23 protein-coding genes are annotated in these 25939 nt (G+C 68.9%); 14 read left to right on the forward strand and 9 right to left on the reverse strand.

What is annotated here, in order from left to right; all coding sequences use genetic code 11:
- Window positions 1–89: 89 nt before the first annotated feature.
- The 4 genes from ABDW61_RS20495 to ABDW61_RS20510 all read right to left on the reverse strand — a co-directional run bounded on the left by ABDW61_RS20495 (window position 90) and on the right by ABDW61_RS20510 (window position 5051).
- The gene (locus ABDW61_RS20495) at window positions 90–1886 is read right to left on the reverse strand and encodes a hypothetical protein (RefSeq protein ID WP_343641328.1); all 1797 of its coding nucleotides are present in this window, start codon (window positions 1884–1886) and stop codon (window positions 90–92) included.
- A 180-nt stretch (window positions 1887–2066) separates the two neighbouring features.
- Window positions 2067–3488, reverse strand: a complete 1422-nt coding sequence (locus ABDW61_RS20500) for an NAD(P)(+) transhydrogenase (Re/Si-specific) subunit beta (RefSeq protein ID WP_343641362.1) — start codon at window positions 3486–3488, stop codon at window positions 2067–2069.
- A 112-nt stretch (window positions 3489–3600) separates the two neighbouring features.
- Entirely contained in the window at window positions 3601–3912 is a 312-nt protein-coding gene (locus ABDW61_RS20505; RefSeq protein WP_343641329.1) for an NAD(P) transhydrogenase subunit alpha, read from the reverse strand.
- 20 nt (window positions 3913–3932) lie between these two features.
- Window positions 3933–5051: a Re/Si-specific NAD(P)(+) transhydrogenase subunit alpha gene (locus ABDW61_RS20510; RefSeq protein ID WP_343641331.1), complete on the reverse strand. Its 1119-nt coding sequence runs from the start codon at window positions 5049–5051 to the stop codon at window positions 3933–3935.
- Window positions 5052–5280: 229 nt separating this feature from the next.
- Between ABDW61_RS20510 and ABDW61_RS20515 the strand changes: the two genes are divergently transcribed.
- Window positions 5281–5766, forward strand: coding sequence for a hypothetical protein (locus ABDW61_RS20515; protein WP_343641332.1), 486 nt, complete (start codon window positions 5281–5283; stop codon window positions 5764–5766).
- 63 nt (window positions 5767–5829) lie between these two features.
- Here ABDW61_RS20515 and ABDW61_RS20520 read toward each other — a convergent pair whose 3' ends face one another.
- Window positions 5830–7668 (reverse strand): hypothetical protein, encoded by a 1839-nt coding sequence (locus ABDW61_RS20520; protein ID WP_343641333.1) that lies wholly within the window; start codon window positions 7666–7668, stop codon window positions 5830–5832.
- A gap of 243 nt (window positions 7669–7911) precedes the next feature.
- Between ABDW61_RS20520 and ABDW61_RS20525 the strand changes: the two genes are divergently transcribed.
- The gene (locus ABDW61_RS20525) at window positions 7912–8406 is read left to right on the forward strand and encodes an NUDIX hydrolase (protein ID WP_343641334.1); all 495 of its coding nucleotides are present in this window, start codon (window positions 7912–7914) and stop codon (window positions 8404–8406) included.
- A 51-nt stretch (window positions 8407–8457) separates the two neighbouring features.
- On the opposite strand, the gene ABDW61_RS20530 is transcribed toward ABDW61_RS20525, so the two are convergent.
- Window positions 8458–9336, reverse strand: a complete 879-nt coding sequence (locus ABDW61_RS20530) for a response regulator (protein WP_343641336.1) — start codon at window positions 9334–9336, stop codon at window positions 8458–8460.
- Between the two features lie 153 nt (window positions 9337–9489).
- On the opposite strand from ABDW61_RS20530, the gene mnmA reads away from it, so the two are divergent.
- The 3 genes from mnmA to ABDW61_RS20545 all read left to right on the forward strand — a co-directional run bounded on the left by mnmA (window position 9490) and on the right by ABDW61_RS20545 (window position 12782).
- A complete protein-coding gene (gene mnmA, locus ABDW61_RS20535; RefSeq protein ID WP_343641338.1) occupies window positions 9490–10599 on the forward strand; it encodes a tRNA 2-thiouridine(34) synthase MnmA in 1110 nt (369 codons plus the stop codon).
- 198 nt (window positions 10600–10797) lie between these two features.
- Window positions 10798–12102, forward strand: coding sequence for a histidine kinase (locus ABDW61_RS20540; protein WP_343641340.1), 1305 nt, complete (start codon window positions 10798–10800; stop codon window positions 12100–12102).
- A 32-nt stretch (window positions 12103–12134) separates the two neighbouring features.
- Window positions 12135–12782, forward strand: a complete 648-nt coding sequence (locus tag ABDW61_RS20545) for a response regulator transcription factor (protein WP_343641342.1) — start codon at window positions 12135–12137, stop codon at window positions 12780–12782.
- Between the two features lie 287 nt (window positions 12783–13069).
- On the opposite strand, the gene ABDW61_RS20550 is transcribed toward ABDW61_RS20545, so the two are convergent.
- The 3 genes from ABDW61_RS20550 to ABDW61_RS20560 all read right to left on the reverse strand — a co-directional run bounded on the left by ABDW61_RS20550 (window position 13070) and on the right by ABDW61_RS20560 (window position 17859).
- Window positions 13070–13531 (reverse strand): hypothetical protein, encoded by a 462-nt coding sequence (locus tag ABDW61_RS20550; protein WP_343641344.1) that lies wholly within the window; start codon window positions 13529–13531, stop codon window positions 13070–13072.
- A 78-nt stretch (window positions 13532–13609) separates the two neighbouring features.
- A complete protein-coding gene (locus ABDW61_RS20555) occupies window positions 13610–17050 on the reverse strand; it encodes a triple tyrosine motif-containing protein (protein ID WP_343641345.1) in 3441 nt (1146 codons plus the stop codon).
- A complete protein-coding gene (locus tag ABDW61_RS20560) occupies window positions 17038–17859 on the reverse strand; it encodes a response regulator transcription factor (RefSeq protein ID WP_343641346.1) in 822 nt (273 codons plus the stop codon). Before ABDW61_RS20560 ends, ABDW61_RS20555 begins: the two co-directional genes overlap by 13 nt.
- Window positions 17860–18036: 177 nt before the next feature.
- Between ABDW61_RS20560 and ABDW61_RS20565 the strand changes: the two genes are divergently transcribed.
- The 9 genes from ABDW61_RS20565 to ABDW61_RS20605 all read left to right on the forward strand — a co-directional run bounded on the left by ABDW61_RS20565 (window position 18037) and on the right by ABDW61_RS20605 (window position 25739).
- Window positions 18037–18669 (forward strand): response regulator transcription factor, encoded by a 633-nt coding sequence (locus tag ABDW61_RS20565; protein ID WP_343641364.1) that lies wholly within the window; start codon window positions 18037–18039, stop codon window positions 18667–18669.
- 98 nt (window positions 18670–18767) lie between these two features.
- Window positions 18768–19742, forward strand: coding sequence for an alpha/beta hydrolase (locus tag ABDW61_RS20570; protein ID WP_343641348.1), 975 nt, complete (start codon window positions 18768–18770; stop codon window positions 19740–19742).
- A gap of 74 nt (window positions 19743–19816) precedes the next feature.
- Window positions 19817–20470 (forward strand): hydrolase, encoded by a 654-nt coding sequence (locus ABDW61_RS20575; RefSeq protein WP_343641349.1) that lies wholly within the window; start codon window positions 19817–19819, stop codon window positions 20468–20470.
- Between the two features lie 19 nt (window positions 20471–20489).
- On the forward strand, window positions 20490–20795 hold the full coding sequence (locus ABDW61_RS20580; protein ID WP_343641351.1) for a XapX domain-containing protein: 306 nt from the start codon (window positions 20490–20492) through the stop codon (window positions 20793–20795).
- Window positions 20788–22695: an amidohydrolase gene (locus ABDW61_RS20585; protein WP_343641352.1), complete on the forward strand. Its 1908-nt coding sequence runs from the start codon at window positions 20788–20790 to the stop codon at window positions 22693–22695. Before ABDW61_RS20580 ends, ABDW61_RS20585 begins: the two co-directional genes overlap by 8 nt.
- 1 nt (window position 22696) lies before the next feature.
- The gene (locus ABDW61_RS20590; protein WP_343641353.1) at window positions 22697–23149 is read left to right on the forward strand and encodes a DoxX family protein; all 453 of its coding nucleotides are present in this window, start codon (window positions 22697–22699) and stop codon (window positions 23147–23149) included.
- Window positions 23146–23832, forward strand: a complete 687-nt coding sequence (locus tag ABDW61_RS20595) for a YoaK family protein (protein ID WP_343641355.1) — start codon at window positions 23146–23148, stop codon at window positions 23830–23832. The genes ABDW61_RS20590 and ABDW61_RS20595 overlap by 4 nt, the downstream gene beginning before the upstream one ends.
- 221 nt (window positions 23833–24053) lie before the next feature.
- Window positions 24054–25211 (forward strand): hypothetical protein, encoded by a 1158-nt coding sequence (locus ABDW61_RS20600; protein WP_343641357.1) that lies wholly within the window; start codon window positions 24054–24056, stop codon window positions 25209–25211.
- The gene (locus tag ABDW61_RS20605) at window positions 25212–25739 is read left to right on the forward strand and encodes a deaminase (protein ID WP_343641359.1); all 528 of its coding nucleotides are present in this window, start codon (window positions 25212–25214) and stop codon (window positions 25737–25739) included.
- Window positions 25740–25939 lie beyond the last annotated feature (200 nt).

Raw genomic sequence — 25939 nt, forward strand, 5'->3', positions numbered from 1 at the left:
CGCGATGGGGCCGGCCGCGGCCGATGCTAGGCCAAAGGGGGAAGGGGGGACAACACCTTGGACATAGGGGCCTGAGCCCCCCCTTGGCGTCAGATCACGGCGGTCTGGGCGTAGAGCTCGAAGTCGAAGCGCGTCATCACGCTCGAGTTGCCCGCCTGGTCGATCTGCTGGAGGAACACGGACATCTTGCCCACCTCGCCTGGAGGCAGCTTGATGTCGTTCATCGTGATCGTGTCCGAGCTGCCCCCTTCGTAGTACTCCTTGCCGTTGAGGACGGCTTTCAACCACCACTTCGCGTGCGGCTCCAGGTTGCTCACGCGCAGGGTGCCGTCGGAAGTGATCCTGTCGACGTTGGACCAGCCGGTGTCGTTGACGAGTCGCACCGTCGGCGCAGCCGGCCGGACGTTGTCCAGCGTGAACGAGCGCTCGTTGATCGTCACGTTGCCAGCCTGGTCCTGCTGCCGGACGTACAGCGTGTGAAACCCGTCGATCAGGTCCTGGGTGCGGACCACGGTGCCGTATTCCGCGTCCGTGCGCCAGGACTGGCCATCCCAGCTGAAGGCCCAGCCGGGATCGGCGGCCACGGTGATGGCCCCGTGCGCCATGTGCGGCTGGGTGGTGAACGGGCCATTGACCGGCGGGTCGACGGGCAGCCGGATCGACGCGTCGGTCGGCGGCGACAGGTCCACGTTGACGGTGACGCGGCTGGCCTCGCTGGTGTTGCCCGCCACGTCGATCTGGCGCAGCCAGACCTGCTGCTCGCCCTCCTTGCCGACGTCCAGGCCCCGCACGCCGGCACCGGTGCCGGCCAGCCAGTTCGCGCCGTCGAGGCTGTACTGCCAATGCGCGCTGCCTTCCAGGCCGCCGACGTGAATCTCGCCGGTGCGTCCGAGCCAGCCGTTCGATGGCGCCGAGGGGGTCGGCGCATCGGGTGCCAGCGTGTCGAGTTCGAACGACAGCCGGCTCGACACGCTGCGATGGCCGCGCGCATCGAACTGCTCGACGATCAGGTCCTTGCGCCCGTCCGCGCCGAAGGCCGGTGCCGCGATGCGGTCGCCGCTTCCCGCGGCCCACGTCGCGCCGCCATCCAGGCTGTAGCGCCACTGCCCATTCGCGAGCAGACCGTCGACCTGGACGTCCGCGCGCGAAGTGATCCGGTCGTCGGCCGCCACGCCAGTGTCGGCCGCCAGGCGCGGACGCGGCGCCGGCACATCGGGGTCGGGCTCGGCGTTGGGGTCCGGGGTGATGGGCTGCTCCGGCTTCGGATCGGGATCGCCGCCGGGCTTGGGGTCTTCGGGCTTGGGGTCCTCGGGCCGGGGATCGTCCGGCTTGGACGGATTCGAGCCGTCATCCGGCTTGGAGGGATCCGGCTTGGACGGACCCGGATGCGAGGGGTCCGGCTTCGACGGGTCGGGCTTTGACGTGTCCGGCTTGGACCCCGGCCCCGTGCCCGAGGTGTCCGGCTGCGGATGCGGCTTGTCCTCGGGCTTCGACGTTCCGGGGCCGGGTGGCTCGGTCGAGGTCGCTGGCGGCTTTCCGTCCGAACTCGCGGCCGACACCGCGACGGTCGCCGCGCCGCCGACCCCCAGCAGACCGAGCGCGGACGCGAGCAGCGCGCTGGACCGATCCTGCCGGGGCAGATCGTGCGCCTCGGGGGCCGCGGCATCAACGGCCGCGGGGCCGGCGGGCGCAGCGTCGGCGGGCTCGCGCTGCGGTGCCGCGTGCGCGTCGGCGCGCTGGGCCGCGTCGTCGCGGGTGCCGGGTTCAGCGGGTGCGGACTCGTCGAGCCCGGTCTCGTCACGAGGCCGGCGCGGCGCCGCGCCGGGCTCCCGCGTCGAGGTCAGGGCGGCGCGAACGCGGGACGACAAATCAAAGGGAATTGGCATGGCAATCAGACTGCGATGGAGGGATGCCGCAGTCTGTTCAAGCCGTCCCGGTCCTGCATCGGCCTTCACCAGTGGGAATGCCGATCACCTCCCACCACATTCGGTCAGCCGCCTACCGGAAGTGGTGGAAGCTGCACGAACGCCGCCGCACATCGCCCGGCCTCGGCCGGCGGCGATTCACTACTCCACCGCCTTGACCATGTCCTCGACCACCTTCTTCGCGTCACCGAAGACCATCATGGTCTTGTCCATGTAGAAGAGTTCGTTGTCCAGGCCCGCGTAGCCGGCCGCCATCGAGCGCTTGTTGACGATCACGGTGCGCGCCTTGTACGCCTCGAGGATGGGCATGCCGAAGATCGGACTGCCCTTCTGCAGCGCGGCGGGGTTCACCACGTCGTTCGCGCCCAGGATGATGGCCACGTCGGTCTGGCCGAACTCGGCGTTGATGTCCTCCATCTCGTGGACCTGGTCGTAGGGGACCTCGGCCTCGGCGAGCAGCACGTTCATGTGGCCCGGCATGCGGCCCGCGACCGGATGGATCGCGTAACGGACGCTGACGCCCTTCTCGATCAGCTTCTGCGCCAGCTCCTTGACCGCGTGCTGGGCGCGCGCCACGGCCAGACCGTAGCCGGGGACGATGATCACGCTCTCGGCGTTGCCCAGGACGAAGGCGGCGTCGTCCGCGCTGCCGCTCTTGACGTTGCGCTGCTGCGTGGCGCCGGTGGCGGCGCTGGCTTCGGCGCCGAAGCCGCCCAGGATCACGTTGAAGAACGAGCGGTTCATGGCCTTGCACATGATGTAGCTCAGGATCGCGCCCGAGCTGCCCACCAGCGAGCCGGCGATGATCAGCATGCTGTTGTTGAGCGAGAAGCCGATGCCCGCGGCGGCCCAGCCGGAGTAGCTGTTGAGCATCGAGACCACGACCGGCATGTCGGCGCCGCCGATCGGGATGATCAGCAGCACGCCGAGCGCGAAGCCCAGCAGCGCCACGAGGATGAAGTCCGTGGCGCTCTGCGAATGCCAGAAGCCGAAGATGAAGAAGGCCGAGGCCAGTCCCAGCAGCGCGTTGAGCCAGTGCTGGCCGGCGAAGGTCACCGGGGCGCCCTGGAACAGGCGGAACTTGTACTTGCCGCTGAGCTTGCCGAAGGCGATCACCGAGCCGGAGAAGGTCACCGCGCCGATGAAGCAGCCCAGCGCCAGTTCGACGCGGTTGCCGCCGGGGATCGGATCGCCATGCGGCGCGATGCCGAAGGCATGCGGCTCGACCACCGCGGCGCCCGCGATGCACACGGCCGCCAGGCCGATCATGCTGTGCATGAAGGCGACGAGCTCCGGCATCTTGGTCATCTCGACGCGCCTGGCCATGACGGTGCCGATGCCGCCGCCGATGACCAGGCCGCCCAGCACGTAGCCCAGGCCCAGCGCCTGTCCGCCGGCGAGCTTGAGGATCAGCGCGCCGGTGGTCAGCACGGCGATCGTCATGCCGGCCATGCCGAAGACATTGCCGCGGATGGAGGTGGTCGGATGCGAAAGGCCCTTGAGCGCCTGGATGAAGCAGACGCTGGCGACCAGATACAACAGCGTGACAAGGTTCATCGACATATGCATGTGGCCCCCTCGGTCGATGGGTACATCGCCCGATCCCCCGAGGGGATCCGGGCCGGCTTGGGAGCGGCCCGGCGCTCGGCCCGGCGCGCTATGAAGCAAGGACGCATCACTGCTTCGCGTCCCGCTTCGGTTCCTTCTTCTTGAACATCTCCAGCATCCGCCTGGTCACGAGGAAGCCGCCGAAGACGTTGACCGCGGCCAGGGCCACGGCGAAGGTGCCCATCGCCTTGCCCAGCGGGGTCTCGGTGAGCGCGGCGGCAAGCATCGCGCCGACGATGACGATGGCGGAGATGGCGTTGGTCACCGCCATCAGCGGCGTGTGCAGCGCGGGGGTGACGGTCCAGACGACGTGGTAGCCGACGTAGATGGCCAGCACGAAGATCGTCAGGTTGATCAGGGTGGGGGAGACGGCGTCCATGGGGAGAGCTCCTTCGGCCTTCAAGCCTTGCGCAGCACCTGGCCCTGATGGGCGACGAGGCAGGCGGTGACGATGTCGTCGTCGGGCGGGAGGGCGAAGCCGCCCTCCTTCGTCAGGACCAGCTTGAGGAAGTCGAGCACGTTGCGCGCGTAGAGCGCGGACGCGTCGGCCGCCACCAGCGAGGGCAGGTTGGTCTCGCCCACCAGCGTGACGCCGTGCTTGCGCACGGTCTGGCCGGGCTCGGTGAGCGGGCAGTTGCCGCCGGCGGGCGCGGCGATGTCCACGATCACGGAGCCGGGTTTCATCGCGCGGACCATCTCCTCGGTGACCAGCACCGGCGCCGGGCGGCCGGGGATCAACGCGGTGGTGATGACGATGTCGGCCTGGGCGACGCGCTTGGCGACCTCCACCTGCTGGCGCTGCAGCCAGCCCGGCGGCATCGGGCGGGCGTAGCCGCCGACGCCTTCGGCGGCCTGGCGTTCCTCGTCGGTCTCGTAGGGCACGTCGATGAACTTGGCGCCGAGCGATTCGACCTGCTCCTTCACGGCGGGGCGGACGTCGGAGGCCTCGATGACGGCGCCGAGCCGCTTGGCGGTGGCGATCGCCTGCAGTCCCGCGACGCCCACGCCCAGCACCACGACGCGCGCGGCCTTGATGGTGCCGGCGGCGGTCATCAGCATCGGGAACAGGCGCTGGTAGTGGAAGGCGGCCAGCATCACCGCCTTGTAGCCGGCCAGGTTGGCCTGGCTGGAGAGCACGTCCATGCTCTGCGCGCGGGTGGTGCGGGGGGCCGCCTCCAGCGCGAAGGCGGTCAGCTGCGCGTCGGCCAGGCGCTGCAGGCCGTCGCGGTCGAACGGATTGAGCATGCCGGCCAGCACGGCGCCGGGCTTGAACAGCGGCAGCTCGGACGGCTCCGGCGGCCGGACCTTGAGCACGAGCTCGCAGCCGAAGGCGGCCTCGCGGCTGACCAGCTCGGCGCCGGCGGCGGCATAGGCCTCGTCGGTGACGCTGGCGTTGAGCCCGGCGCCCTGCTGCACGCGCAGCGTGTGGCCCTGCGCGACGAGCTTCTTGACGGTCTCCGGCGTCGCGGCGACGCGCGCTTCCCCCGCCGCAATTTCCTGCGGCACACCGATCAGCATCTGGAATCCCTCCATCCTGAATCAGGGTCGGGGCGAGCTTACCCGGGGATTCAAGGCGGGCGAGGCTCGCCCGGGACAGGGGTTTTCACCAAGAAACTGCCTGGGCAACGAGGGGCGGCATCCGGCAATCCCCTGGCAAACCTGTTTCGAGTGGTGAACTAGAGTCATCGCAGGGAGTCAACGTGGCGTTAAATGACGACTCGAAAGACGGCTCGAAAGGAGTCAGACCATGATCAAGAAGATGCTTCTGTGCAGCGCGTTGGTGACGGCTGCCCTGGTGCCGATGGCGTCGCGGGCGGCGGATGTGGGGGTGTCGGTGTCCATCGGGGAGCCGGGCTTCTACGGGCAGATCGACATCGGCAACGTGCGGCCGCAAGTCGTGTACGAGCGGCCCGTGCTGGTCGAACGCGTGCCCGCGCCGATGCCGGCGGTTTATCTGCGGGTGCCGCCGGGGCATGAAAAGAACTGGGCCAAGCATTGCGCGCGATATAACGCGTGCGGCCGGCCGGTGTATTTCGTGCGCGACGGCTGGTATCGGGACGTATATGCCCCGCAATATCGCCGCGAGCACACCGAATATCGCTGGCGCGAAGATGGCCGCCGGGATTGGCGCGATGGCGACGATCGCGGCCCCGGCAAGGGTCACGGCCGCGGACGCGGTCACGACAAGGACCGCGACGATGACCGCGGCCACGGACACGGCCGGGGCAACTGAGCCTCTCGATGAATAAAAGAAAACCCCGGCAAGCCGGGGTTTTCTGTTTTCAAGCGGGACGAATCAGATGACCGTCTGGCCGCCGTTGTAGAGGATTGTCACTTGCGGTTGCGCGGCGTAGGAACCCAAATCAACGACGAGGAAGTCTTTGGAATCGGCGGCGGGATTTCCTGTCAAATTGACGCTGAATTGATATCCGGAATTGGATGACCCGGCTCCCATTGTTCGAATGTACTCGGACACATTGGCGCCATTAGGAATAGCCAGCACAGCGCTCAAGTCGATCACATCCCCCTGACTCTTGTCGTAACCGACAATCGACAGCTTCTTTCCGTCCGCAGTATTCACCTTGAGTTTGTCCATGCCGCTGGTGCCGGTGAACACAGTGGGATTGAAATTGGCCGCTCCTGGGACGCCTGTGATGTCATCCGGCTGCAGCGTGAAATCGAAATGCGCAGCGGCGCTTTCCTTATTGCTGGCATTCACCTGTACCACCTGCACGTTCTTGAGGCCGGGAATACCGCCGAATTCGCTGGCGGCAATCTGATGGTCAGCACCGCCGGTCTTCCACGTCACGCCGTTGTCGAGGCTGTATTTCCAGGTCATGCCGGTCACCAGACCATTGACGCGTAGGGTTGCATCATTGGTGACGCGATCATCAGTTGAGGTACCGGAATCCATGACTATTTCAACACGCGGAATAGGCGGCGGCGCAAATTTTGCAAGCCCATAAAATTCCACCCCTCGTCCACTACTGAAGTTTCCAGCCAGATCAGCGATGCGGAATAGCAAATACGCTTTATCCACCTCTGGCGATACATATTGAGAGAAGTCGACGCTATCATGCGTCATTTCCTCCCATTTACCATAATCAACAGGTCCGAGACTCCACTGAAGTGGAAGATTGGAGTTGACAAAATCTGCAAAATTGAGCAGCGTTGCGGTAACACCTTTTGCCTCGAAGGTTCCAGACTGCTCCTCCGAATATCCCTCTGGCAGGAGCACGATAAAGCCCGTCTGCGGAGCCGTGGTATCCAGATGAAAATCAAGAACCGACAGATTGCTTGACATTCCGGCGCTGTTGATTTGAACGACAGAAACCGAACGTTCACCATCACCCGGTGGAAACTCTCCTGCAAGAATCTTTCCTTCGATGCCACCTTCCCGCCACGTTATGCCACCGTCGACGCTGTACTTCCACGTCGCACCCGGCAGCAAACCGGACACTTGCACATCGGCCTGATTGGTGTATCGATCGCTCGCGCTGCGGCCCGAGTCCACGGCCAACGCAACCGTCGGCGCAGGCGGACGCTGAGGCGTGGGTATCGTCGGTTCCTCGGGCTCCGGCGTGGTGGGCTTATCCGGATTCGGATTAACCGGAGTTTGGGGTGTCTCAGGTTTGCCGGGCTGCTCGGGCTTGAGCAGTTCCACATCCGGTTTGGGGATTTCCGGAGGGGGCTTTTGTCCATCTTCGGGCTTCGGAACCTCCGGCTGCAGCGGTTTCCCATCATCGGGTTTTGGCGGTTCGGGAAGAGGCCGGGGAATCTCCGGCTTGGGGAGTTCCGCGGCGGGCGGTTTCAAGTCTCCCGACTTCGCCCCGCTTCCGCCGCTGGCGGCGACGGCGGCAAGCCCGATCGCTCCAAGCGCCACACCGCCCATCACCAGCCCGGACGAGCCACCGGCCGCGCCGGGCACTCCGGCCTCGGCGGAGGCCGCCATCTCTCCCTCCATCGCGGCTGGCGCGTTCACCGCGTTCACCGCCGGCGCTTCGGCCGGAGCCGCCGCTTCGCCGGGCGTCAGCGCCTGTTCCTCGTCGAGTGCATCCAGTCGCCGCCCCGCGGGCTGCCCTTGACCGTGGAGCTGCTGCGCGGCGACCTGCCGCAGTTGCTTGATTCGCGTCATGACGCCTGGCCTTTGCCGAGTTGAAAACCCGGCAGTCTTCCGACATGAATCGCCGGTGGCATCAGCCTTCATGCATTCATTTCCGGGCGTCTCTCACCTGTTTATGGGATATCAGCCCCTGCTTCTGCGGCCAGTTCGCCGCCAGGTGTCACCCGACCCCCTCACAATGCGGCCCCGTTCCCACATCGAGGCGGCGTTCCCCGGCATCTCCCGCCGCGGACCAGCCGCCCATCAGGAAGGACCATGACCGAACGATTCAAGCCCAGCGTGACCGTGGCCGCCGTGATCGAACAGGACGGCCGTTACCTGCTGGTGGAGGAGCTGACCCGCGACGGGCTGCTGCTCAACAACCCCGCCGGCCATCTCGAACAGGCCGAATCTGTCATCGACGCCGTCAAGCGCGAAGTCCTCGAGGAAACCGCCCGGCCGTTCACGCCGGACGCCTTCCTCGGCGTCTACCTGTCGCGTTTCCTGCGCCCGGACCGCGGCGACGACGTCACCTACGTCCGTCTGGCCTTCACCGGCCGCGTCGGCGACCAGATCCCGGACCGCCCCTTCGACGAGCCCATCCAGCGCACCCTGTGGCTGACGCTGGACGAGATCCGCGCCAGCCGCGAGCGCCATCGCAGCCCGCTGATCCTGCAATGCGTCGAGGACCACGCCGCCGGGCGCCGCCTGCCGCTCGAGGCCGTCAGCGCCCATGCCTCGATCTACGCGCCCAAGGCCTGGCCGCACTGAGCGCACCGGCCGCACCGACGACAGTGCCCGCGCTGACGCGGCGGCTCGCCCTCAGAGCGTCATCGCGGCGCTCGTCGCCTGCTCGCTGTGCAGCGGCTCGCGCCGGCAGGCTTCCAGTTCGTTGACCGCGCAGCGCGCCAGCGTCAGCAGCGACTCGCGCTGACGCTCCCGCAGCCGGCGCGGCAGCCGGTCCATCACGCACAGGCTGCCGACCGCCTCCCCGGTGGCCAGCGACAGCGGCACCGTCGCGTAGAAGCGCACGTAGGGCGCGCCCTGCACCAGCGGATGGTCGAGGAAGCGCGTGTCACGCCAGGTGTCCGGCACCTCGTGCAGGCCGCGGTAATGCATCAGATGGGAGCAGAACCCGCGAGTGCGCGGCATCAGACGCAGGTTCAGGCCCGAGTTGCCGATCAGCCGCAGCTGCTCGCCATCCACCAGCCCCACGGCCGCCATGCCGCAGCCGCTGATGTCGCAGGCCAGATCCGCCAGTTCGTCGAAAGAGGCGTGCCCGCGCGGCGGCACGTCCAGGCCGTCGACCGCCGCCTGGCGCTGGTGTTCATCGGTCTGCAGCGGCGCCAGCCAGCTCTGCAGCAGCATCAGCGTGTCCTCGGTCTGATGGCTCTTGTCGAAGAAACCGGAGATGCCGTGCTCCGCGCAGGCGCGCCGCATTTCCTCGTAATAGCTGTTGCTCAGCACGATCACCCGCGCGCCCAGGCCCAGTTGCCGCATCGCGCGCAGCACCCGCAGGCCGCTGCCCGGCTGCAGCGCCAGGTCCATCAGCACCGCGTCGGGCTGCGTCCGCGCGATCACCTCGATCGCGGACTGCTCGCAGGCCGCCTCGCCTACCACGCGGATCCGGCGCTCCCGCGCCAGCAGCGCCCGCAGCTGGGCCCGGATGGTGATCGATCCTTCGACGATGACGACGTTCATGGCGGGTCTCCCTGTTGCATCCAGTTTCGTGCGGCTGCCGTCCCGGAATCAGTCGGCGTTGCCGGGAGCCGCTGTGCGGGGCGGCGCTGACCGCTTGTCAGCCTTCCCCCTACACGGCGGGCCTTCCCCGAACCTTTGGGACAATCGCGCCCCATGAATCCCAAGAAGCAACGCATCGTCGTCGGGCTCTCCGGCGGCGTTGATTCCGCCGTGTCCGCCTGGCTGCTGAAGCAGGCGGGCCATGAGGTCGTCGGCATCTTCATGAAGAACTGGGAAGACGACGACGACAGCGAGTACTGCTCCTCCAACATCGATTTCGTCGACGCGGCCGCGGTGGCCGACGTCATCGGCATCGAGATCGAGCACGTGAATTTCGCCGCCGAGTACAAGGACCGCGTCTTCGCCGAGTTCCTGCGCGAGTACCAGGCCGGCCGCACGCCCAACCCGGACGTGCTGTGCAACGCCGAGATCAAGTTCAAGGCCTTCCTCGACCACGCGATGCGCCTGGGCGCCGAGAAGATCGCCACCGGCCACTACGCCCGCGTGCGTGAGCTGGATGACGGCACGGCGCAGCTGCTCAAGGGCCTGGACCCGCTGAAGGACCAGAGCTACTTCCTGCACCGGCTCAACCAGGCGCAGCTGGGCAAGACGGTGTTCCCGGTCGGCCACCTGCCCAAGACCGAGGTCCGCCGCCTGGCCGAGGAGATCGGCCTGCCCAATGCGAAGAAGAAGGACTCGACCGGCATCTGCTTCATCGGCGAGCGCCCGTTCCGCGAGTTCCTCAACCGCTACCTGTCCCACAAGCCGGGCCCGATCAAGGACGAGCGCGGCCGCAAGCTGGGCGAGCACGTCGGCCTGTCCTTCTACACGCTGGGTCAGCGCCAGGGCCTGGGCATCGGCGGCGTGAAGGACAAGGGCGCGCCGCGCGGCGGCGGCGAGCACGAGCCCTGGTTCGTCGCCCGCAAGGACCTGGAGACCAACACGCTGATCGCCGTCCAGGGCCACGATCACCCACTGCTGCAGAGCCGCAGCCTGATCGCGCAGGACCTGAGCTGGACCGGCGCGGCGCCGGGTTTCGGCGGCTTCGGCGCCAAGACGCGCTACCGCCAGGCCGACGCCGCCTGCGCGCTGACCCCCGGCGCGCAGAGCATCCGGCTGGACTTCCCGCAGCCGCAGTGGGCCGTCACGCCCGGCCAGAGCGCGGTGCTCTACGACGGCGAGGTCTGCCTGGGCGGCGGCGTGATCTCGGAAGCGATCGCCTGAGCGGCCGCCCATCCTGCGGCTCGTCCTGCGGCTCATCCGGCAGCTCATCCAGCGATTCGGGGCGCTCGTCGCATGGCGGGAACCGCTGGCGCGGCAGTCCCATGACAATGCGCACCGTCCCTGCCGGAAGTCGCCCGGATTGATCGCGTCGATCCCCAGCGCGCCGGCAGGTCCGTGACCTGCCCCCTTGGATCGCCCTTGGACCGCCCCCTGGATCGCCTGCTCGCCCGCATCGCCCAGCCCGCCTTCGTGCTGCGCATTGCCGCCCTCGCGATCTGCCTGCTGGAACTGGGCTCGGCGATCTGGGGCCTGATGGGCAACGCGACCGAGCCCTACGACGGCGTGCTCGCCAGCCTCTATCGCCGTGTCGGCGGCACCACCCACGACGCGCCCTTCGTGCTCACCTGCCTGGGGCTGGTGATGCTGTTCGCGTGGCAGTTCTGGCAGTTGGCGCGCCAGCAGCACCTGGACCTGCCGCCGCGCGACGCGATGTCCCGCGTGCTGCTGCTGGACCTGCTGGCGCTGTTGGTCACGCCTGGGCTGCCCTTCCTGGTCACGGTGCTGGCCGCGCTGCTGCTGAACGTGCGGCGCGCCTTCAACTTCGCGCTGGCGCAGGTGGTCGTCAACGTCGCGCTGTACTGGCTGCTGCCCAGCGAGGCCCAGCGCCTGGAGCAGCTCCAGCCCGACATGCCCTGGTGGGTGAACAGCGTGGGGCTGGCGATGTCGATGGTGGCGCTGCACGGCATGGCCTTCGGGCTGGGCCGGCTGGCCGCGGCCGAGGGCGAACGGCGGCGCTGGTTCCAGGCCATGCTGGCCGAGAAGGAATCGGGCGAGCGCCTGCAGCTGGAGCAACTGCGCTACGCCGAGCGCATGCACATGGCACGCGAGCTGCATGACGTGATGGGGCACCATCTGACCGCGCTCAACCTGCACCTGCAGCTGAGCGAAGCGCTGCTGCGGCGCCACGACGAGGCCGGCGCCGCGCAGGCGGTGGAGAAGGCCAGGCTGGGCGCGGCGGGGCTGCTGGCGGAGGTGCGCGCGGCGGTGTCGCGCGAGCGCGAGAGCCAGCGCATCAATCTGGAGACGGCGCTGCGCACGCTGGCCGACGGCATCGCGAGCACGCAGATCGAGCTGGCGCTGGATCCGGTCGCGCAAGACCTGACGCCGCGCTGCGCGCACGCGCTGCTGCGCTGCGTGCAGGAGGCGGTGACCAACGCGGTGCGCCACGCCGGCGCGACGCATGTGCGGGTGAGCCTGGAGGCGGTCGACGCGCCACCGGCCGAAGGCGCGGGAGCAATTGCGTCAGCCGGGGCGGGCGGCACGGGGGCGGGTCCGCAGGTGCGGGTCCGGGTTGACGACAATGGCCGCGGCACGCGCAAGCTGCGCGAGGGCAACGGCCTCAAGGGCATGCAGGAACGCATGGCCGAACTGGGCGGGACGATGCAGGTGCTGCGGCATCACCCCGGATTCCTGATCGAATTGAACTGCCCGCGGCGCGCCTGAACGGGCCGGCGCCATCCAGGGAAGGAGACGACATGAGCGAGAACACGATCAAGCTGCTGCTGGTGGAAGACCAGCAACTGGTGCGCGAGGGGCTCAAGGGCCTGCTGGCGCTGCACGACGACATCCGCCTGATCGGCGAGGCGTCCGATGGGGCGGAGGCGCTGGAGCTGCTGGCGCGCGAGCAGCCGGACGTGATCCTGTCGGACATGCGGATGCCGCGGCTGGACGGCATCGGACTGATCCGCGCGCTGGCGGCGCGGGCGCTGAAGATTCCGGTGGTGCTGCTGACGACCTTCGACGACACGTCGGCCTTCGACGAGGCGGTGCGCGCCGGGGCGCGTGGATTCCTGCTGAAGGCGATCAGCCCGGACACGCTGGTGCAGGCGCTGCGCGACGTGGTCGGCGGCTCGACCGCGCTGCGGCCGCTGCTGACGGAACGGATGGAGCGCGCGCCGGTGGAGCGGGCGTTCGCGGCGACGCCGGAACCGGAGCCGCTCAGCCCGAAGGAACTGCAGGTGCTGCGCCTGGTGGCCAGCGGACGCAGCAACACGGAGATCGCCGCGCTGCTGGGGAACAGCGAGGGCGTGATCAAGAACCACTGCTCCGCGGTGTTCGCGAAGATGGGGGTCCGCGACCGCACGCAGGCCGTGCTGCGCGCGATCGATCTGGGCTGGATCTGACGCCGCCACGCATTCCTTCGGTATTCATTCCCTCGCCCCCCGCGAGGGGGGAGAGGGTGAGGGAGAGGGGGAGCGTGGAAAACCGCTGAGGTACTTCGACGACCCCTCTCCCCTGCCCTCTCCCCGCACGCGGGGCGAGGGAGTTCGATTGGGGCGAGGCCTTGAAACCTCAACGGTCCCTGGAGTTCAGAGGCCCCTGGACTCAGAGGCCCCCGGAGCTCAGAGGTCCCCGGAGCTCAGAGGTCCCCGGAGCTCAGAGACCTCTGGAACTCAGAGGCTCCTGGGCCTCAGATCCAGAGGTCGTAGTCCTGGAGGGCGCGGATACGGCGTTCGACCGACAGGAAACGCGCGGCGCCCACTTCGCCGATGGCCTTCACCACGCGCGGGTGGTATTTCTTGTAGAGCTTCTGCTCCGCGTCGACGTAGCCCAGGTAGCCCTTGGAGAAGTACTTCGACTGCGCATTGGTCGGCTTGTCGCCGATCTGCACGAACTCCACCGACATGCGGGTGAACTGGCGGTTCAGCGCGGCCAGCTCGCGTTCGTAGGCCTCGTAGACCGGCACGAACTTCTTGGTCTGCGCTTCGTCCAGCGCCAGCGCCTTGAGCACGACGCCCTTGCGGTCGGCGCGCACGGCATCGCGCAGGCTCTGCGCCTGGGCGGCGTCGGGCACCGGCGCGGGATCGGCGAAGGCCGGCAGCGCGGCGGTCAAGGACAGGCAAAGCGCGGACAGCGCGGCAAACTTCTTCATCACTCTTCCCTCGTGAATCGTCGAACTTCGACGCCCGGGGAATTCTAGGGAGAAGGGTTTGCCCTGACCCTGGGGACTTCACGGGGAGACAGCCGCGCGCCCCGGCCACCAGCGCTCCCGCCAGCCCGCCCGTGGCGGATCCACCACGCGCAGCACCAGCTCGGTCCCCGCGCCCGGCGCGCCCCGCACCGTGAAGGCGGCGTTCAGCAGCCGGGCCCGCTCATGCATGCCGCGCAAGCCGTAGCGCACGCCGCGCGTCTGCCGCGCCGCCCAGTCCGGCGCCAGCCCGATGCCGTCGTCGCGCAGCGTCAGCGTCAGCGCATCCGGATGGAACTCCAGCAGCAGCTCCACCGCGCTCGCCCGCGCATGGCGCTCGGCATTGGTCAGCCCCTCGCGCGCGATCAGCAGCAGCTCGTCCTCGACGGCGGCCTCCAGCGCGCGCACGGTGCCGCTCACCCGCATCCGGAACCGCCCCGGCGGCCGGATCAGGTCCCGCCCCGCCTGCGTCAGCCGCTCCACCAACCCGCCGCGATCTCCGCCACCGCATCGCCCGCCATCGCCACCATTGCCACCACCACCGCCACAGCCCCCACTGCTACCACCTCCACCGTTGCCACCTCCACCGCTGCCACCACCGCTGCCACCACCGCTGCCACCACCCCTGCCACCACCCCTGCCACCGCGGTCCCCCCTGGCACCGCCGGTGCCGCCTCCGCCACCTTCGCGGTCATCGCTGCCATCAACTCCCTCGCCCGCTTGCGGGAGAGGGCGGGGGAGAGGGCCAGCGTCCCCCCATTCCTGCGCATCTTCGTCGTCGATGCGCTGGCGCAGTTGCCCGACGCGATCGCGTCCTTCGGCGAGGAGCGCCTCGGCGCGCGTCAGGTCGCGTTCCATGCGCCGGCGCAGCTCCGCGTCGCTGACGCGGCGCACGCTCGCATCGAGCCCGAGCAGCAGCCCTTGGAACCCCTGCAGCAGCGTGTCATGCAGATCCCGCGCGATGTGTTCCCGCTCCCGATGGCGGACTTCCAGCCGCATCCGCAGCCTGGCCTGGAGCGCCCGCACTCTCAACCGATACCCGCCCCACGCCGCCACCACGATCGCGAGCGCCACCGCCCATCGGAACACGCTGCTCTCCAGCACCGACGGCGCGATATGAAACGCCAGCACCGACGGCTGCCGGCTCCACAGCCCATCGGGATTGGAGGCGAGCACCTCGAAGCGATAGTCGCCGGGCCCGAGGTTCGCGTAGGTCGCCTCGCGCTGCGTCCCCGCATCGCGCCAGTCGGCATCCACCCCCACCAGCCGGAACCGGTAGCGGACCTGCTCCGCGCGGCTCAGCACCTTGGCCGCGTATCGCAGCGTCAACGCATGGGTGCCCTGCGGCAGCTGCAGTCCTTGCGATGCCGGATAGCTCTGCCCGCCCGCCATCAGCGCCTGCACATCCACCCCCACCTCGCGCGAATTGCGCGGCGTGCGCGCCGGGTCCAGCCAGACCACGCCGAGGTTGGTCACGAACCACAGCCGCCCGCGGGCGTCGCGCACCGCGGTGGAGGTCGGCGACGCCTGCCGCGCGATGCCTGGCAGTCCATCCGCCGCGTCGAGCAGCTGATAGCTGAGCGGATGCGCCGACTCGACGAACAGCGACGCCACCTCCGCCGCCGCGAGCCGCACCAGGCCCCGCCCGCCGTTGAGCCACAGATCGCCGTCGAAGGACTCGACGATGCCCGACACGCGCCCGAAGGCCGGGTCGCGGTCAATGGTGATGGTGGCGAAGTGCCCGTCGCGGCCGAGCGCGACGCCGTTCTCCCCTGCCACCACCAGCCCGTGGCGCGTGTTGAGCACCGCCAGGATGCGTCCCGTGCGCAGCCCCTGCTCCGGCCCCGCGCGCACCGGCTGCCCCCGCTCGTCCAGCCCGAGCAGCACGCCGTCATGGCCGAACCACGCGGCCCCATCGGCATCGACGGCCAAGGCGCCCGGCGCGACGCCGTCCAGCTCCGCCGCCTTCACGCGCGCCACGCCGGCCCGCGTCGCATGGAACACGCCCGCATCGAGCAGCGACAGCCAGAGCCCGCCCGACGGATCGGCCGCCATCCCCATCGCACGCGCCGGGCTGCCGGCGGGCATCGGCAGCTCGTGGCGCTCCCACCGTCCGCCGGCGGGCAGCCGCCACAGCGTCTCGGCATCCAGCAGCCAGAGCGCGCCATCGGCCGCGCGCACCGCCGCGGCCGACGCCCGCCGTGACGCGGGCCTCGGATCGAGCGCCGGCTCGCGCGCCGGCGCGGCGGGCGGGTCCAGGCGCCAGCTCGCCGAGGAGCTCGACAGCCTCACCCCGCTGCCCTCCGGCTGCACGCTGAACCCGGTGGCCGCCGCGTCCTCCAGCGGCGTGACGCGCCGTACCCGATGCGCGCGCAGGCTGTTCACGCCGACATTGGTGCCGACCCAGATCTCGCCGTCGTCGCTCTCCAGCAGCGGCACGGTGATCGACGAGCCCAGCCCGTCCGCAACGCTGAACCACTGCCCGCGCGACCAGTCCAGCTGCTCGCCGGCCATCAACCGCGCGGTCTCGGCGGCATCGGTGCGGAACACGCCGCGGCCGTTCACCGTGACCCACAGCCCGCCGTCGCTGGCGAACAGCATCTGCTTCACGCGGGTCGACGGGCGCCCGTCGCGCGCCGACACGACGCTGGGCGAGAACGGCGCCGCGGCCAGGTCGTCGATCAGCACCGGGCCGGGCGCCGGCGCGGTGCTGGCGAGCGTGGCCCACTCCCGCCACGAGCCCGGCAGGCCGAGCGGCCGCACGCCGCCGTGGCCATCGGCCATCCAGAGCCGGTCCTGTCCGTCCTGCGTCATCACGGCCTGATGGCCGGTGCTCACGCCGGTGTCATCGAAGCGCGAGGCTCCAGCGGCAAGGCGATAAAGGCGCTCGCCGGAGCTGACCCAGAGCGTGCCCTGGCGATCCCGGAACAGGTATTCCGCCCCCGCGGCCGGATAGCCCTGCGCCGCGCCGACGCGCTGCCAGCGCTGGCCGTCGAAGCGCGCCAGGCCCTTGCCCGCCGCGGCCCACAGCGCCCCCGAGGCGCGCGCGAAACGCAGCACGCGCCCGCCGGGCAGCCCCTGCGCCGCGCCATGGCGCAACACCTGGCCGCCGCGCAGCTGCAGCACGCCGCCCTCGAACAGCCCGATCCACAGCGAGCCGTCCTCGTCGACCATCAGCGCATTGATGTTGAGCGCCGGCAGCGGCTGGCCGCCGGGCCGGTAGCGCTCGAAGCGCAGCCCGTCGAAACGGTACAGCCCCATGCCGGTGCCCAGCCACAGCACGCCTTCGCGTCCGCCGGCCAGCGTCCAGACATCGGCGGGCGCGCCGTCGCGCACGTTCCAGCCGCGGTGCGAGAAATCCGCCAGGCCATCGCCCGCGGCGCGCGCGACGTTCAGCCCGAGGCCCAGCAGCAGCGCGGCGCAGCACCAGGCGGCGGCCAGCCCGCGCGCGATCAGGCCTGCCGTCGCGATCAGGCGGCACACCGCGCATCAAGGTCTGGCCGCGGCACGCGCGCTGGCGCCGGCAGCGGATCGTCGATCGGCGGCTCGTCGAGCAGCCCGCGCCGCAGCGCCTCGGTGGCCGCCTGCGTGCGGCTGCGCGCGCCAAGCTTCTGCAGCAGCGTCTTCACATGCGTCTTGACCGTGCCGGCCGCGACACCCAGCCGCAGGCCGATCGACTTGTTGTCCAGCCCCAGACAGAGCATGCGCAGCACATCGCGCTCGCGCGGCGTGAGGTCGTCGCCCAGCCAGCCTTCCGCGATCGCGCCGGCCGCGGCTCGGCACAGATAGCGCCGTCCGGCGGCGACGGCGCGCGCGGCATCGCGCAATTCCTCCAGCGCGCAGGTCGCATGCACGTAGCCGAGCACCCCCGCCGCCATCGCATGCCGCACGCGGCCCCCATGCGTCACGGGGCTGACGACCAGCCAGTTCGGTCCCGGCAGTCCGGTGAACCCGCTGCGGCGCGGCTGGCCGCCGAGCATCTGCAGCGCGCCCTCGTGATCGGCGATGACGAGCCGGAAGGGCGCGTCGCGCACCGCCGGCGCGCCGTCGTCGAGCGTGAACGCCTCGCCGGCCTGCGCCGCCTCGTGCGCGCGGAAGAACGGCGACAGCGCGGCGGCGATGCCCGCGCGCAGCAGCGGATGGCGATGGACCACGATGGCGTCCAGCACCGCGTCGCGGGCCGCCTCGCGGGGCACATCGCGGGTGACATCGCGGGCAGGGTCGCGAACGGGATCCCGCACAGGATCTCGAACGCGGGGGCGGGTGGCGGCGACGGGCTCGATCAGGGACATGGACAGCTCCCAGGGGACGATGACGGACGGGGCCGGCCGGAGCCGGACACGGAAACCCATCATCGGAAGCGGGCGGTCGCCACGATAGCCCCGGTCGAGTCGATACCGGCTACCCGAAAGGGTATCGGCCCCTCGGAACGGGGACCTCGCGCGAAGGCCGCCCCTATGATCGCCGCCATGGTGCCCACGCCCGACCCCATCCGTGTCCTCACGGTCGACGACCACCCGCTGATGCGCGAGGGCATCGCCGCCGTGCTGGGCGAGGAGCCCGGCATGGCGCCGGTGGGTCAGGCCGAGAACGGCTGGCAGGGCCTGCAGGCCTTCGAGCGGCTGCGGCCCGACGTGACGCTGATGGACATCCAGATGCCGGGCATGGACGGCCTGGAGGCGCTGGCCCGCGTGCGGGCGCTCAGCCCGGGGGCGCGCGTGATCGTGCTCACCACCTTCAAGGCCGACGCGCAGGCCCGTCAGGCGCTCAAGCTCGGCGCGGCCGGCTATCTGCTCAAGACGCAGCTGCGCACCGAGCTGCTCGACGCCATCCGCGCCGTGCACCGCGGCCAGCGCTGGATCCCCAACGAGGTCGCTCAGGAGATCGCCGCCCATGCCGGCCAGGAGCAGCTCTCCGGCCGCGAGCTGGACGTGCTCGAGCACATCGCGCAGGGCCTGAGCAACCGCGAGATCGGCGGCGCGCTGTCGCTGTCCGAGGACACGATCAAGGCGCGCGTCAAGATGATCCTGGCCAAGCTCGACGCGCGCGACCGCACGCATGCCGTGGTGCTCGCGCTCAAGCGCGGGCTGCTGCGGCTCTGAGCGCGGCTGCCTCCGACGGGAGAGCTCCCGCTGCGCCATCGGCGGCTGTTGTTCCGGACAGCGGTTTCCTAGGATGACTCATCCCTCGGAGACCCTCGATGACGATCCCTTCGACCCCTTCGGACCCGACCCGCCGCGACGTGCTCGCGCTGGGCGGCCAGCTCGCGCTCGCCGCGGCGCTGCCGCTCGCGCTGGCCGACGCGGCCGCGGCCGCTTCCTCCCCCCCTCAACACCCCCTACCAGGAGCCCCGATGAGCTACATCACCACCAAGGACGGTACCCAGATCTTCTACAAGGACTGGGGCACCGGCCAACCCGTCGTCTTCTCGCATGGCTGGCCGCTCAGCAGCGACGCCTGGGAAGACCAGATGCTGTTCCTGGGCCAGAACGGCTTCCGCGTCATCGCCCATGACCGCCGCGGCCATGGCCGCTCCAGCCAGTCCTGGAACGGCAACGACATGGACACCTACGCCGACGACCTCGCGGCCGTGCTCGACAAGCTCGACGTCAAGAACGCGATGCTGGTGGGCCACTCCACCGGCGGCGGCGAGGTCACCCGCTACGTCGGCCGCCACGGCACCAAGCGCGTGGCCAAGGTCGTGCTGGTGGGCGCCGTGCCGCCGACGATGATGAAGTCCGCCGCCTACCCGAACGGCCTGCCCAAGGACGTCTTCGACGGCATCCGCGCCGGCGTGCAGAAGGACCGCTCGCAGTTCTACAAGGACCTGACGACGCCGTTCTTCGGCGCCAACCGTGCGGGCGCGCAGGTCTCGCAAGGCATGCGCGACAGCTTCTGGCTCCAGGGCATGCAGGGCTCGCTGAAGTCGCAGTTCGACTGCATCAAGCAGTTCTCCGAGACCGACTTCACCGAGGACCTCAAGAAGATCACCGTCCCGACGCTGATCATCCACGGCGACGACGACCAGATCGTGCCGATCGGCAACTCCGCCGAGCTGTCGGTGAAGCTGGCGCCCAAGGCCACGCTGAAGGTCTACAAGGGCGGCAGCCACGGCCTGGCCGCCACCGCCAAGGACCAGCTCAACGCCGACCTGCTGGCCTTCGCCAAGGCCTGAGCGGCGCCGCCGACCCCGACCCCGACCCGGGGCCGGTCCGTGACCGGCCCCTCCCGCCTTTCAAGGAGATCCCCATGAGCAAGCTCGCCAAGGCCGTTCCCGGCGCCAAGTTGCTGAACCCCGCCGACCACACGCTGGTCATGATCGACTTCCAGTCGCAGATGGCCTTCGCCACGCACTCGATCGACGCCAACAACCTGCGCACCAACGCCTCGCTGGTGGCGCAGGCGGCCGCCGGCTTCGGCGTGTCCACCATCCTGACCACGGTGGCGGAGAAGAGCTTCTCCGGCCCGATGTTCGACGAGGTCACCGCGCCCTTCCCCGGCCAGAAGATGCTGGACCGCACCTCGATGAACACCTGGGAGGACGTCGCGGTGATCGAGGAGATCAACCGCATCGGCAAGGACCGCATCGTGCTGGCCGGCCTGTGGACCAGCGTCTGCATCGTCGGGCCGGCGCTGTCGGCGCTGGACCAGGGCTTCGAGGTCTACGTGATCACCGACGCCTGCGGCGACGTCTCGCTGGAGGCACACAACCGCGCGGTCGAGCGCATGGTGCAGGCCGGCGCGCAGCCGATGACCTCGCTGCAGTACCTGCTGGAGCTGCAGCGCGACTGGGCCCGCACCGGCACCTACGACATGACCACCGGCATCGCGAAGAAGGTGGGCGGCTCGTACGGCATCGGCATCAACTACGCCAAGTCGATGTTCAACGCCCACGAGGGCTGATCGCGAAAGGGCGGCCATCATGAATGCCTATGTCCTGTCGGCCGCCGTCGGCCTGCTCGTCGGCGTGATCTACGGCGTGCTCAACGTGAGGTCGCCGGCGCCGCCGGTGATCGCGCTGGTGGGCCTGCTGGGGATCCTCGCCGGGGAGCAGATCCCCGGGCTGGTGCGCCAGTGGATGCACCGCGACACTGCGCAGGTGAGCTGGATCGAGCAGAAGGTGCGTCCGCACATGTTCGGACGCATGCCGGGCTGCGACAAGCCGGTGACCGGTGTCCAGACCGGGAAGGCCGGGAAGGCCCGCAACGCGGAGACGCAAGATGTCTGATTCGAAATCGACGGCCGCCGCGGCGGCCACGCCCGATCTGGTGCTGTTCAACGGCCGCTTCACGACGCTGGACCGCGCGCGGCCGACGGCGCAGGCGGTCGCCATCCGCGACGGGCGCTTCCAGGGGGTGGGCGGCAACCAGGAGATCCTGGCGCTGGCCGGCCCCGGCACCCGCCGCATCGACCTGAAGGGCCGCGGCGTGCTGCCGGGCCTGATCGACAACCACCTCCACATCATCCGTGGCGGGCTGAACTTCAACATGGAGCTGCGCTGGGACGGCGTGCGCAGCCTGGCCGACGCGATGGCGATGCTCAAGGCGCAGGTCGCGATCACGCCGGCGCCGCAATGGGTGCGCGTGGTGGGCGGCTTCACCGAGCACCAGTTCGCCGAGAAGCGGCTGCCGACGATCGACGAGCTCAATGCCGTCGCACCCGACACGCCGGTCTTCATCCTGCATCTCTATGACCGCGCGCTGCTCAACGGCGCGGCGCTGCGCGCCGTGGGCTACACGCGCGAGACGCCCGAACCGCCCGGCGGCCAGATCCTGCGCGACAGCGCGGGCAACCCCACTGGCCTGCTGCTGGCCAAGCCCAACGCGTCCATCCTGTACGCGACGCTGGCCAAGGGCCCCAAGCTGCCGCCGGAATACCAGCTCAACAGCACGCGCCACTTCATGCGCGAGCTCAACCGCCTCGGCGTGACCGGCGCGATCGACGCGGGCGGCGGCTTCCAGAACTATCCCGAGGACTACCAGATCATCCAGCAGCTGTCCGACGCCGGGCAGCTGACGATCCGGCTGGCCTACAACCTGTTCACCCAGAAGGCGGGGCAGGAGAAGGAGGACTTCCTCAACTGGGCCCGGTCGGTCACCTACAAGCAGGGCGACGACTACTTCCGCCACAACGGCGCGGGCGAGATGCTGGTGTTCTCGGCGGCGGACTTCGAGGACTTCCGCCAGCCGCGGCCCGACATGCCCGGCCAGATGGAGGGCGAGCTGGAGGAGGTGGTGCGCATCCTGGTGCAGAACCGCTGGCCGTGGCGCATGCATGCGACCTACGACGAGACGATCTCGCGCGCGCTGGACGTGTTCGAGAAGGTCCATCGCGACACGCCGATCGACGGCCTGAACTGGTTCTTCGATCATGCGGAGACGATCTCGCAGCGCTCGATGGACCGCATCGCGGCGCTGGGCGGCGGCGTGGCGGTGCAGCACCGCATGGCCTACCAGGGCGAGTACTTCGTCGAGCGCTACGGCGCGCGCGCCGCCGAGGCGACGCCGCCGGTGGCCGAGATGCTGCGCCGGGGCATGAAGGTCTCGGCCGGGACGGACGCGACGCGGGTCGCCTCCTACAACCCGTGGGTGTCGCTGTCGTGGCTGGTCACCGGCCGCACCGTCGGCGGACTGCAGATCACGCCGCAGCGCAACTGCCTGGACCGCGAGGCGGCGCTGCGCATGTGGACGGAGAACGTCACCTGGTTCTCGAACGAGCAAGGCAACAAGGGCCAGATCGCGGCGGGCCAGCTGGCCGACCTGATCGTGCCGGACCGCGACTTCTTCGGTTGCGCCGAATCGGACATCGCCGACACCAGCGCGCTGCTGACGATGGTCGGCGGCAAGGTCGTGTGGGGCGCGGGCGAGTTCGCCGGCCTCGACGAATCGGCACCGCCACCGGCGATGCCGGACTGGTCGCCGGTGCGGCGCTATGGCGGCTATGGCGCATGGGGGGCCGGAGGCGCGGAAGGCAAGCCGCTGCAGGCGGCGATGCAGCGCGTGGCCTGCTGCGACACCGCCTGCGGCGTCCACGGCCATGCGCACGCGAATGCCTGGGCGTCGGAAGTGCCCGCGTCGGACCTGCGCAGTTTCTGGGGCGCCCTGGGCTGCGCCTGCTGGGCGGTGTGACATGAGCGCACTCCGACCGACTCGACTGACTGCGCCCGCCGCGCCGCGCTGGGTGGAGGCGATCCTGCAATGGCCATCGCTGGCGGTGCTGCTGCGCGTGGGGCTGGCCTCGGCCTACCTGATCGGCGGCATCGACAAGCTGATGGACTTCCCCGGCGCGGTGGCCGAGCAGGCGCACTTCGGCCTGCAGCCGGCCGCGCTGTGGGCGGTGGTGGTGATCGCGGTGGAGCTGATCGCATCGCTGCTGTTGATCGCCAACCGCTGGGTGTGGCTCGCGGCGGGGGCGCTGGGCGTGCTGACCTTCGTGGCGATGCTGGTGGCCAACAATTTCTGGGACATGAGCGGGCAGGCGCGCTTCATGGCCAAGAACGCGTTCTTCGAGCACCTGGGGCTGATCTGCGCGCTGGCGATGGCGGCGCGGATCGCGGTGCTCGAGCGCAAGGGGACGGCATGACGGGGGCGAAGCGTTTGCTGCTGGCGAGCCTGGCCTTGGGCTTCATCGGCGGCTATGTGGACACGGTGGGCTTCGTGGCGCTGTTCGGGCTGTTCACGGCGCACGTGACGGGAAACTTCGTGCTGATCGGCGCGGAGCTGAGCCGCTCGAGCGCGAACAGCGTGCTGCTGAAGCTGCTGGTGTTCCCGACCTTCGTGGCGGCGGTGGCGCTGGCGCGGATGGTGGCCCTGCGCTGCGAGCGCACGCAGACGGTGGCGAGCCGGCCCTTGCTGGTGATGCAGGCGGTGTTGCTGGCGGTGGCGCTGATGTGCAGCGTGCCGGCGGGCGCGGCGCTGGCGCCGGACGCGCCGTGGGCGATGGCCACGGGGCTGTTCATGACGGCGGCGATGGGCGTGCAGAACGCGGCGGGCCGGCTGGCCTGGCCGGCGCTGACGCCGACGACGGTGATGACGGGCAATGTCACGCAGGTGGTGATCGACGGCGTGGACCTGCTGCGCGGCGCGGCCGGGCCGGAGGTGCGGGAGCGCTGGAAGCGCTTCATCTGGCCGGTGCTGGCCTTCGCCGCGGGGGCGCTGGCGGGCGCGTTCGCGTACGCCGCGTGGAGGTTCTGGGCGCTGGGGTTGCCGCTGGGGATGCTGGCCGGGTTGGTGGTGATGGATGTGAGGCCGGATCGGAACAGATGAGGGGGGAGGGCGCTTTGTTCAGAATGAAAACCCTGGCTAACAAGACCAGGGGCCGTTGCCCTACCCCTCGTCAGTTTGGCCTCGTGATCGGCCCATTGATGCCGTCGCAAAACTGATTCCGAAGCGAAGAATCCTTGGTGTTCGATAGGACTCCCCATGACGCCGCTGAGCGCGCAAGGGTTAGCCCGGCTCCTGTCGGCGACGCCATCCGAGGACACTTCATGCACGAAGAAGAACGTTCCGCCCTGGACATCGGGGCCGCGATCAACTCGATCGAGGAGGGAGCGATGCGGCAAGACAAGAAGGCGAAACACGCTTCCGCGGCCGACCGCGCCGACGGTGACCACGCGGCGCCGCGCATCCCAGCGGACACTGCTGCCGAGCCCCTGCAAAACGTCGATGCTTCGGATCCGGCCAACATCGAGTTGGTATTCGGATTCGTCGGTCCCTCGGGCATCGACCTCGACAAGGTGTGCGATGTTTTGAAGGCTCAATTGAAGGCGCTTCAATACGAATGCGTAGAAATCCGGCTGAGCACCCTGATCACGAACTATCTGGGTGAATCGCATGTCTTCGCGAATTTCTACGATCGCATGAAGACCTTGATGGAGCGCGGCACGCGATTGCGTGAGGAAACTCAGCAGGCCAACATTGCGGCGAGGCTCGCGATCTTCGAGATCCGACAGGCGCGGAAGCAACGGGCTTCAATCCGTCCGCCTCGTCGCACGGCCTACCTGGTTCGCTCCTTCAAGCGAAAAGAAGAGGTTGAACTCTTCAGGGACGTCTATGGCGAAGCCTTCACGCTGATCTCGGTCTATGCGTCGAAGCTCTGGCGAACCCAGTTCCTGAAGAAGGCCATCGTCTCTAGCCTGTCGTCCGACAAGGCCATGGCGGATCGGTATGCGGCGGAGTTGATCGCCATCGACCACGACGAGGAAGGCAAAGCCCTCGGTCAGTGTGTCGGAAAGACGTTTCCGCTGGCTGACTTCTTCGTGACCAGTGAATCACGCCCGGAGTTGGAGAAGACGCTCAAGCGACTGGCGCAACTGACTTTTGGGAATCCATACGTCTCACCGACGCGGGATGAGCAAGCGATGTTCTTCGCGAAGGCGGCGGCATTGCGCTCCCTTGATCTTTCCCGCCAGGTCGGTGCGGCCATCGTGTCGGCTGATGGCGACCTCCTGACCACGGGCTGCAATGAGGTACCCAAGTTCGGAGGCGGCTTGTACTGGGCCGAGGATGAATTCGTCGACCGAGACTTCGAACGCGGTTTCGATTCCAACGTGTCCATCAAGAAAGAAATCGTTGAGGAGGTGTTCGATCGTCTGAAGACCAAGCGTCTTCTGACCAAAGCGACGATGCAGAAGTCGAGTGCCTAGTTGTCTGCGGAAGCGCTCTTCGACAGGGACGCATACCTCAAGGACGCTCAGATCTTCGATGTCATCGAGTTCGGACGCGCGGTGCACGCGGAGATGGCCGCGATTGCGCAGGCGGGGCGGCTGGGGGTGCGCCTCCAAGACAGTCGCTTGTTCTGCACAACGTTCCCATGCCACATCTGTGCTCGACATATCGTTGCGTCCGGCGTGCGAGAAGTCGTGTTCATAGAGCCGTATGAGAAGAGCCGAGCGCTCGAACTGTTCGGCGACTCCATCAGCGTCGAGCCGGCGGAACCGTCGCCGACACGCACGAATTTCCGTGCTTTCGTTGGTGTGGCGCCTCGGCGGTACTTGGACTTCTTCGAATCTCAAGGCTCCAGGAAGACCCCCGCCGGTAAGATCCGTGCCTTGGACGAGCAGACGGCGACGCCACGAATCAGGCGCTTCGTGTTCACGTATGCCCTCGCGGAGATTCTTGCCGTCGAGGGGATTGCCGCCCTTCCCCCAAAACGAACCAGGAGTAAGAAATGACTCGTCAACAGCGCTCCATGATGGACCAGATCGAGGCGACCAAGAAGGAAGCTCAAGAGCTCCGTGCATTTCTGAGGGAGTGTCAGGAATTCTGTGTTTGAGGCGCTTCTACGAGGCTACGAGCCGGTCCTGGTGAATCGGTCTGCGTAGAGGATGGCAAATTGGTTCATTGCCTCTCGCCAGTTCTTGGCGGCGCGGCC

Source organism: Roseateles sp., from assembly GCF_039595595.1.
GTDB lineage: Bacteria > Pseudomonadota > Gammaproteobacteria > Burkholderiales > Burkholderiaceae_C > Roseateles.

Coding starts and splice junctions, on each gene's coding strand:
- ABDW61_RS20495 (WP_343641328.1), bottom strand. CDS start 1,886: ATGCCAATTCCCTTTGATTTGTCGTCCCGCGTTCGCGCCGCCCTGACC.
- ABDW61_RS20500 (WP_343641362.1), bottom strand. CDS start 3,488: ATGTCGATGAACCTTGTCACGCTGTTGTATCTGGTCGCCAGCGTCTGC.
- ABDW61_RS20505 (WP_343641329.1), bottom strand. CDS start 3,912: ATGGACGCCGTCTCCCCCACCCTGATCAACCTGACGATCTTCGTGCTG.
- ABDW61_RS20510 (WP_343641331.1), bottom strand. CDS start 5,051: ATGCTGATCGGTGTGCCGCAGGAAATTGCGGCGGGGGAAGCGCGCGTC.
- ABDW61_RS20515 (WP_343641332.1), top strand. CDS start 5,281: ATGATCAAGAAGATGCTTCTGTGCAGCGCGTTGGTGACGGCTGCCCTG.
- ABDW61_RS20520 (WP_343641333.1), bottom strand. CDS start 7,668: ATGACGCGAATCAAGCAACTGCGGCAGGTCGCCGCGCAGCAGCTCCAC.
- ABDW61_RS20525 (WP_343641334.1), top strand. CDS start 7,912: ATGACCGAACGATTCAAGCCCAGCGTGACCGTGGCCGCCGTGATCGAA.
- ABDW61_RS20530 (WP_343641336.1), bottom strand. CDS start 9,336: ATGAACGTCGTCATCGTCGAAGGATCGATCACCATCCGGGCCCAGCTG.
- mnmA (WP_343641338.1), top strand. CDS start 9,490: ATGAATCCCAAGAAGCAACGCATCGTCGTCGGGCTCTCCGGCGGCGTT.
- ABDW61_RS20545 (WP_343641342.1), top strand. CDS start 12,135: ATGAGCGAGAACACGATCAAGCTGCTGCTGGTGGAAGACCAGCAACTG.
- ABDW61_RS20550 (WP_343641344.1), bottom strand. CDS start 13,531: ATGAAGAAGTTTGCCGCGCTGTCCGCGCTTTGCCTGTCCTTGACCGCC.
- ABDW61_RS20560 (WP_343641346.1), bottom strand. CDS start 17,859: ATGTCCCTGATCGAGCCCGTCGCCGCCACCCGCCCCCGCGTTCGAGAT.
- ABDW61_RS20565 (WP_343641364.1), top strand. CDS start 18,037: ATGGTGCCCACGCCCGACCCCATCCGTGTCCTCACGGTCGACGACCAC.
- ABDW61_RS20570 (WP_343641348.1), top strand. CDS start 18,768: ATGACGATCCCTTCGACCCCTTCGGACCCGACCCGCCGCGACGTGCTC.
- ABDW61_RS20575 (WP_343641349.1), top strand. CDS start 19,817: ATGAGCAAGCTCGCCAAGGCCGTTCCCGGCGCCAAGTTGCTGAACCCC.
- ABDW61_RS20580 (WP_343641351.1), top strand. CDS start 20,490: ATGAATGCCTATGTCCTGTCGGCCGCCGTCGGCCTGCTCGTCGGCGTG.
- ABDW61_RS20585 (WP_343641352.1), top strand. CDS start 20,788: ATGTCTGATTCGAAATCGACGGCCGCCGCGGCGGCCACGCCCGATCTG.
- ABDW61_RS20590 (WP_343641353.1), top strand. CDS start 22,697: ATGAGCGCACTCCGACCGACTCGACTGACTGCGCCCGCCGCGCCGCGC.
- ABDW61_RS20595 (WP_343641355.1), top strand. CDS start 23,146: ATGACGGGGGCGAAGCGTTTGCTGCTGGCGAGCCTGGCCTTGGGCTTC.
- ABDW61_RS20600 (WP_343641357.1), top strand. CDS start 24,054: ATGCACGAAGAAGAACGTTCCGCCCTGGACATCGGGGCCGCGATCAAC.